Origin of the sequence: Curtobacterium sp. B8 (genome assembly GCF_000333315.1) — a bacterium.
Classification (GTDB): domain Bacteria; phylum Actinomycetota; class Actinomycetes; order Actinomycetales; family Microbacteriaceae; genus Curtobacterium; species Curtobacterium luteum.
On record NZ_BACW01000462.1, the window covers coordinates 1 to 7,508 of the forward strand.

Below are 7,508 nucleotides of genomic sequence, written 5' to 3' on the forward strand. Positions count from 1 at the left end.
GGGACGCCCGGCGTGGCGGACGGCTCCGGGTCGCGCGTCCGGCGGCGTCGGCGGCCGAGACGCTCGACTCCGCCGGGTCCCTGTCCGCCTACGAGTACCTCGGCGCGCTCTACAACCGGCTGGTGAAGCTCGACGAGCAGGGACGGACCGTACCGGACCTCGCAGAGGAGTGGTCCGCGAACGCCGACGGCACCGAGTGGACCTTCCACCTGCGCCGTGGCGTGCGGTTCCACGACGGCTCCGGGTTCACCGCCGCCGACGCGATCGCGAGCATCCAGCACATCCTCGACGAGGAGACCGCCAGCCCGCAGGCCGGGGTCCTCGGCGAGGTGATGGACGCCCGGTCGATGACCGCCGTCGACGCGCACACGCTCCGTTTCGCCCTGACGAAGCCGAACGCCGAGTTCCCGTCGCTCCTCACCGCGTACCAGTGCTACATCGTGCCCGCGGCGGCGATCGCGGACATCAGTCGCACCGGCATCGGCACCGGACCGTTCCGGCTGTCGTCCTTCACCCCGGCCGGCGCCGGCAGCGTCGAGGCCTTCGACGACCACTTCGCCGGGCGTCCGGCGCTCGACGGCGTCGACTTCTTCTCGGTCCAGGACACGACCGCCCGGGTGAACGCGCTGCTCGCCGGGCAGGTCGACCTCATCTCGCAGACGAACCTCGACTTCGCGACCGCCCGCGTCGTCGCGGCCTCCGACCGGGCGACGATCGCGCGCTCCGAGAACGCGCAGTGGTACACGATCCCGATGCTCGCGACCAGCGACGAGTTCCGCGACCCGCGCGTCCGCCGGGCGATGAAGCTCGCGTACGACCCGCGCGCGATCGTGGCGACCGCGCTGCAGGGCACCGGTTCGCCTGGATGGGACAACCCCGTGCCGCCGCAGCTCGCCGCCTTCGTGGACGACCACCGCGAGTACGACCCGGACAAGGCCAAGGCGCTGCTCAAGGCCGCCGGGCGGTCGGACCTGCGTGCACCGATCTACACGTCGAGCTACGAGTCGGTCTTCACCCCGATGGCCGTCGCCTACCGTGACGCCGTCGCGGACGCGGGCATCCGCCTGACCGTGAAGAACGCCAGCTCCGACTCGTACTACACGCAGATCTGGATGCAGAAGCCCCTGATGGTGAGCTACTGGTTCACCGGGCGCCCGATCGACCAGCTGCTGAACCAGATCTTCCGGTCCGGGTCCTCCTACAACGAGAGCGCGTGGTCGAACGAACGGTTCGACGCGCTGCTCGACGACGCCCGCGCCGAGATGGACGACGCCAAGCGCCTGACGCTCTACCAGGACGCCCAGCGACTCGTCGTCGAGGACGGCGCCGACATGACCCCGATGTTCGGGGACCGCCTGGTGGGGCTGTCCCGGGACGTCGTCAACTACTCGGAGTACGGCTTCGAGTTCGACTGGCTCCGGATCGGACTGCGACGATGACCTCCACCACCAGACCGATGGACGTCCTCGTCCCGGTCCTCCGCCGACTCGGGATCGCCGTCCTCACGGTGGTGCTCGCGTCGTTGTTCGTGTTCCTCGCGGTGCAGGCGCTGCCCGGCGACGTCGCGCAGCAGCTGCTCGGGCAGAACGCCACGCCCGAGGCCGTGCAGCAGCTCCGCGCGTCGCTCGGCCTCGACCGGAACGTGTGGCTGCGGTACCTCGAGTGGCTCGGCGGCGCGGTCCACGGCGACTTCGGCACCTCGCTCGTCAGCGGGTCGCCCGTCGCGCCGACGCTGTTCACCGCGTTCCGGAACAGCATGCTCATCGCCGTGCCCGCCATGCTCGTCGGCGTCACGCTCTCGCTGTTCCTCGGCGTCGTCGCCGGTGTCCGGCGCGGCCGCACCACCGACCGGGTCGTCTCGGTCGTGAGCCTCGTCGTGATGAGCGTCCCGGAGTTCATGGTCGCCACCGTGCTCGTGCTCTGCTTCGCCATCGGCCTGCCGCTGTTCCCCGCCGTCGTCCTGCGCGGCAGCGACGCGACCGTCGGTGAGCTCCTGCCGACGATCTGGCTGCCGATCACCGTGCTCACCCTCGCGATGGCGGCCTACATCGTCCGGACGGCGCGGTCGTCGACGATCGACGTGATGGCGTCCGAGTTCGTGACCACCGCGGAGCTGAAGGGCCTGCCGATCCGCCGCGTCGTGTGGAAGCACGCGCTCCCGAGCGCACTCCTGCCCACCCTGACCGTCATCGCGCTGAACGTCGCGTGGCTCCTCGGCGGCGTGGTCGTCGTGGAGAACGTCTTCAACTACCCGGGCATGGGCAAGCTCATGCTCGAGTCCGTGTACGACCGCGACCTCCCCACCATCGAGGCGATCGCGCTCCTGAGCGCCGTCGCCTACGTCGTCTGCAACCTCGTCGCCGACCTCGTCGCGCTCGCACTCGACCCGAAGCTGCGCACCCGGCAGCGCCGCACCCGCGTGCGCCGCCGGAGCACCGGCAGCGCCGTGACCCGACCCTCCCGGAAGGCCGCAGCATGACCGCCGTCACACCGCGCCCCCGTGGCGTGCTCCGTCCGGGGACGACCGGTCGGTTGCTCGCGCCGCTCCGGGGCTCCACCGCCCTCGCGATCGGTGCGGGGCTGATCGCCCTGCACCTGGTGCTCGCGCTCCTCGCACCGGTGATCGCCGGGCACGACCCGGTGGCGACGAACGCCGCCGACGTGCTCGCCGGACCCACGTGGACGCACTGGCTCGGCACCGACCAGTACGGGCGCGACGTCCTGTCCCGCACCCTGAACGGCGGCCGGTACGCGCTCCTCGTCACCTTCCTCGCGACGACCACCGCCGTCGCGGTCGGGACCGTGCTGGGCTGCACGACCGCGTACGCGGACAACTGGTTCGACGAGGTCGTCATGCGGGTCGTCGACGCCCTGCTCAGCGTCCCGTCGATCCTCGCGCTCCTCGTGGTCGTGACCGTGTTCGACGCCGGACTCTGGGTGATCGTGCTCGCCGTCACGGTCGTGTACGCCCCCGCGGTCACCCGCGTCGTCCGCGGTGCCGCGAGGACCGTGATCACGCAGGACTACGTCACCGCGGCACGCGCCCGCGGCGAGCGCCCGCTGTCGATCGTGTTCCGCGAGATCCTCCCGAACGTGCTCGACGTCGTGCTGGTCGAGTACGCGATGCGCGCTTCGTGGATCGTGCTGCTCGTCGCCTCGCTGTCCTTCCTCGGCTTCGGGGCGAACCCGCCGACGCCGGACTGGGGTCTCATGGTGCAGGAGAACCGGACGGCCCTCACCGTCGTGCCGCTCGGGACCCTCGCACCGATCGTCGCCCTGGCCACCCTCGTGGTCGGGCTGAACCTCGCCGCGGACGGGCTCGCGAAGTCCCTCGGCGTCGACCGTGCGAAGCAAGGAGCCGCCGCATGACCAGCACCTCGACCGTGACCTCGACCGCGGCGGGCGACGCCGGCGCGGTCCCCGTGGTCCAGGTGGACGACCTCGCGATCTCGTACGCTGCCGGGGCCCGCACGGTCCCCGTCGTGCGCGGGGTGGGCTTCTCGATCCGGGCGGGCCGGACCCTGGGGCTCGTCGGCGAGTCCGGCAGCGGCAAGTCCACGGTCGCTCGCACCCTCCTCGCGCACCTGCGCGCCGGCTCGGTCGTCGAGCGCGGCAGTGTCCGGGTGGCCGGTGCGGACGTGTTCGCCCTGTCGGTGGCCGGGCGACGGGCCCTCCGCGGCGGCACGGTCGCGGTGGTCGCGCAGAACGCGGGCCAGGCGTTGACCCCGTCGATGCGGATCGGGGAGCAGATCCGCGAGGCCCTCCGGGCGCACGGCGAGCCCGACGGCCCGGACCGGGTCGCCGAACTCGCCCGTCTCGTCCGGCTGCCGTCGCCGGAGACGATCGTCCGGCGCTGGCCGCACCAGCTGTCGGGCGGTCAGCAGCAGCGAGTCGCGATCGCGATGGCCGTGGCCGCGCGGCCCCGGGTGCTCGTGCTCGACGAGCCGACCACGGCGCTCGACGTCGTCACGCAGGCAGCGGTCCTCGACCTCGTCGCGGACCTCGGCCGCGAGCTCGGCATGGCCGTCCTGCTCGTGAGCCATGACCTGGGCGTGGTGTCGGCCATGGCCGACGAGATCGCGGTCATGCACGACGGGTCGATCGTCGAGCACGCCGCGACCGCGGCGCTCTTCGCCGCGCCGCAGCACCCTTACACGCGTGCCCTGTTGTCCGCGGTCCCGGACGGACGGCGGCCCGGGCCCGCGTCGCCGGTCCCGGATCGACGCGTCAGCGGCGGGTCGGCCGTGCCGGCGGGGGGAGGCACGGATCGCCCCGCCGACGACGCCACCGTCCCGGGGACGGTCCCGGTCGACGGCACGCACACCGGGCCTCCCGACGGCGTCCGTCCGATCGTGGCGGCCGACGACCTGGTGATCCGCCACGGACGTGGCCTGCCGGCCGCCGTGGACGGCGTCTCGTTCACGATCGCACCGCGGGAGACCCTCGCGGTCGTGGGCGAGTCCGGGAGCGGGAAGTCGACCCTCGCGACCGCGCTGGCGGGGCTCGTGCCCGCGGAGTCCGGCGTGTTCTCCTTCGATGACGGCACCGTCTCGGGCGACCTCGCGGCGCCGGTGGCCGAGCGCTCGCCCGAGCTCCGCCGCGCGGTGCAGCTCGTGTTCCAGAACGCGGACACGTCGCTCAACCCGCGACGCACGGTCGGCGCGGCGATCGGCCGGCCACTCCGGCTGTTCACCGGGGCGTCGTCGCGGGAGCGGGTCGGGGAGCTCCTCACCCTGGTCGGCCTCGGACCGGAGTTCGCCGACCGCCTGCCCGCGCAGCTGTCCGGCGGGCAACGGCAGCGTGTCGGGATCGCCCGGGCCCTCGCCGCCGAGCCGCGTCTGGTGATCGCCGACGAGATCACCACGGCACTCGACGTCCAGGTGCAGGCGGGCATCCTCGCGCTCCTGACGGACCTGCAGCGGGAGCGGGGTCTGAGCTGCCTCTTCATCAGTCACGACCTCGCGGTCGTCCGCGGGGTGTCGGACCGGGTCGCGGTGATGACCGGCGGCCGGATCGTCGAGGTCGGTCCGACCGAGGCGGTGTTCCGCGGCCCGAACCACCCCTACACGGCGACGCTGCTGGCGGCGACGCTCGAGCCGGGCAGCACCGAGCTGCCCGACGTCGACGACGGCGTGCAGCGGTGGCGGCACGCCGACGGCTGGACCGACCACGGCGACGGCCACCAGGTCCGGAACTGGACCACCACGGAAGGGGACGACGCGTGAGCGCGTGGTTCACGGCGATCGGCGACCCGTCGTCGCTGCCGGACGGGGTGACCGTCCGCGACGAGTGGATCCCGATGCCCGACGGGGTGCGACTGCACGCCCGGATCTGGTCGCCCACCGCGTCCTCGGGACCGCTGCCGGTGCTGCTCGAGTACCTGCCGTACCGGCTCGACGACTGGACGGCGCCACGGGACTCGGAGCGGCACCCCTGGTACGCCCAGCACGGGTACGTCTCGGTGCGGGTCGACATCCGCGGGACGGGGTCCTCGGACGGGTTCTTCGACGACGAGTACAGCGAGCAGGAGCTCCGTGACGGCGAGGCCGTGATCGCGTGGCTCGCCGGGCAGCCGTGGTCGACGGGCGCCGTCGGCATGTTCGGCATCTCGTGGGGCGGCTTCAACGCGCTGCAGCTCGCGGCCCGGGCACCGGCTGCCCTCAAGGCCATCGTGACCGTCTGCTCGACCGACGACCGGTACGACAACGACGTGCACTACGCCGGCGGGGCGGTGCTCGGCATCGACATGGCCGCGTGGGGCGCGACGATGTTCGCGTTCAACTCGCGTCCGCCGCGGCCGGAGGTGGTCGGCGCCGACTGGGTCGCGCGCTGGGCGGAACGGCTCGAGCGGAACCGTCCGATGACGCCCGTGTGGCTGTCCCACCAGGAGCGCGATGACTACTGGCGCCACGGCAGCGCCGCCGAGGAGTACGGGGACATCCGGGCCGCCGTCCTCGCGGTGGGCGGCTGGGCGGACCCGTACCGCGACGCCGTGCTGCGGCTCGTCGAGCACGTCGACGCGCCGGTCAAGGGGATCGTCGGCCCGTGGTCGCACCAGTACCCGGACCGTGGGCTCGCGCCGGGACCGTCGATCGGCTTCCTGCAGGAGACCCTGCGCTGGTGGGACCGCTGGCTCCGGGGCGTCGACACCGGGGTGGAGCAGGACCCGGCGCTGCGGGCGTGGATCAACGAGGGCGAAGCGCCCGCCACGTACTACGCGGAGCGGCGCGGCCGCTGGGTCGGCGCCGAGGCGTGGCCGTCGGCGGCGACCACCCCGCGGACGGTCGCACTGTCCTCGACCCGGGGCGGTGGCGACGGTCCGCTCGTCGCCCGCTCGCCCGAGCACACCGGCGTCGACGCGGGTCGGTTCTTCCCGTTCGGGAACGCCACCGACCTGCCGCCGGACCAGCGCGCCGAGGACGGCCGCTCGATGTGCTTCGACCTCCCCGTGGAGGAGGCCTTCGACCTGCTCGGCACGGTGACGGTCGACCTGGCCGTGACGAGCGACGCCACCCGGGCAAACGTCGTGGTGCGCCTGTGCGACGTCGCCCCGGACGGCGCCTCGACGCTCGTGACGCGCGGGGTGCTCAACGCCGCGCGTCGGCGCGGGATGGACCGCGCGGACGCGCTCGTCCCGGGGGAACCGACCGTGCTGCCGGTCCGGCTCGTCTCGACCGGACACCGGTTCGCCGTCGGGCACCGGGTCCGGATCGCGGTGTCGACGTCGTACTGGCCGTGGGTGTGGCCGCACGGGACCTCGCCGACGCTCACGATCGACCCGGCGTCCTCGGTCGTCCGCCTGCCGGTCTGGACGCGTGCGACCGACGACGACGTGCGGTTCGGGGAGCCGGAACGGTCGACCCCGCTCGCGATCGCACGGGTCGCCCCGGCGGAGGCCCTGCCGCAGCGGACCGTCACCCACGACGTCGAGACGGGGGAGTGGACGCTCGACGTCGACCCCGGGTACGGCGGCGGACGGGTCTACCCCGACGGGCTGGTGTTCACCGAGGATGCCCGGGAGACCTACCGCATCCGAACCGGGGACCCGACGAGCGCCCGGGCGTCGTCGCGGTGGTCGATCGGCCTCGCGACCACGACGTGGGGCGCACGGCTCGAGACCGCCTCGGAACTGACCGCCACGGCGGATGCGTTCCGGGTGGAGAACACGGTGCGGGCGTGGGCACGCGACGGTGACGAGGACACGCCGGAGGTGCTCGTCGCCGAGCACACGTTCGTGGACGACGTCCCGAGGACGTCGGCGTGAGCGGGGGGTCCGACGCGCGGCTGCCCGCCGGGGGGTCCGGCTCCGTCCGTGCGCGGCAGCGCCCCGAGGTCCGACGGGCGATGATCGTGGCCGCCGCCCGCGAGGTGATCGTCCGCCGCGGCGTCGGGTCGACCGGGCTGCGGGACATCGCCGCCGAGGCCGGAGTCTCGGTCGGCACGGTCACGTACCACTTCGGCAGCGTCGCGGAGATCCTCAACGAGGTCGTCGTGCTCAGACCAGCGCT

General features: G+C 73.3%; 6 protein-coding genes. All 6 read left to right on the forward strand.

Annotation, left to right across the window (positions count from 1 at the left end; genetic code table 11):
• Positions 1-1,439, forward strand: a 1,439-nt coding sequence (locus tag I59_RS11910; RefSeq protein ID WP_022904059.1) for an ABC transporter substrate-binding protein, incomplete at its 5' end; no start/stop codon positions are given.
• Positions 1,436-2,479, forward strand: a complete 1,044-nt coding sequence (locus tag I59_RS11915; protein WP_031273695.1) for an ABC transporter permease — start codon at positions 1,436-1,438, stop codon at positions 2,477-2,479. The genes I59_RS11910 and I59_RS11915, both read left to right, overlap by 4 nt.
• Positions 2,476-3,369 (forward strand): ABC transporter permease, encoded by an 894-nt coding sequence (locus I59_RS11920; protein WP_022904061.1) that lies wholly within the window; start codon positions 2,476-2,478, stop codon positions 3,367-3,369. Before I59_RS11915 ends, I59_RS11920 begins: the two co-directional genes overlap by 4 nt.
• Positions 3,366-5,225: an ABC transporter ATP-binding protein gene (locus I59_RS11925; RefSeq protein ID WP_022904062.1), complete on the forward strand. Its 1,860-nt coding sequence runs from the start codon at positions 3,366-3,368 to the stop codon at positions 5,223-5,225. The genes I59_RS11920 and I59_RS11925 overlap by 4 nt, the downstream gene beginning before the upstream one ends.
• Positions 5,222-7,264 carry a CocE/NonD family hydrolase gene (locus I59_RS11930; protein ID WP_022904063.1) on the forward strand — a complete coding sequence of 681 codons (2,043 nt, stop codon included), beginning with the start codon at positions 5,222-5,224 and terminating at the stop codon, positions 7,262-7,264. The genes I59_RS11925 and I59_RS11930 overlap by 4 nt, the downstream gene beginning before the upstream one ends.
• Positions 7,261-7,508 (forward strand): TetR/AcrR family transcriptional regulator (locus I59_RS11935; RefSeq protein ID WP_031273697.1); only part of this gene is annotated, 248 nt, incomplete at its 3' end. The genes I59_RS11930 and I59_RS11935, both read left to right, overlap by 4 nt.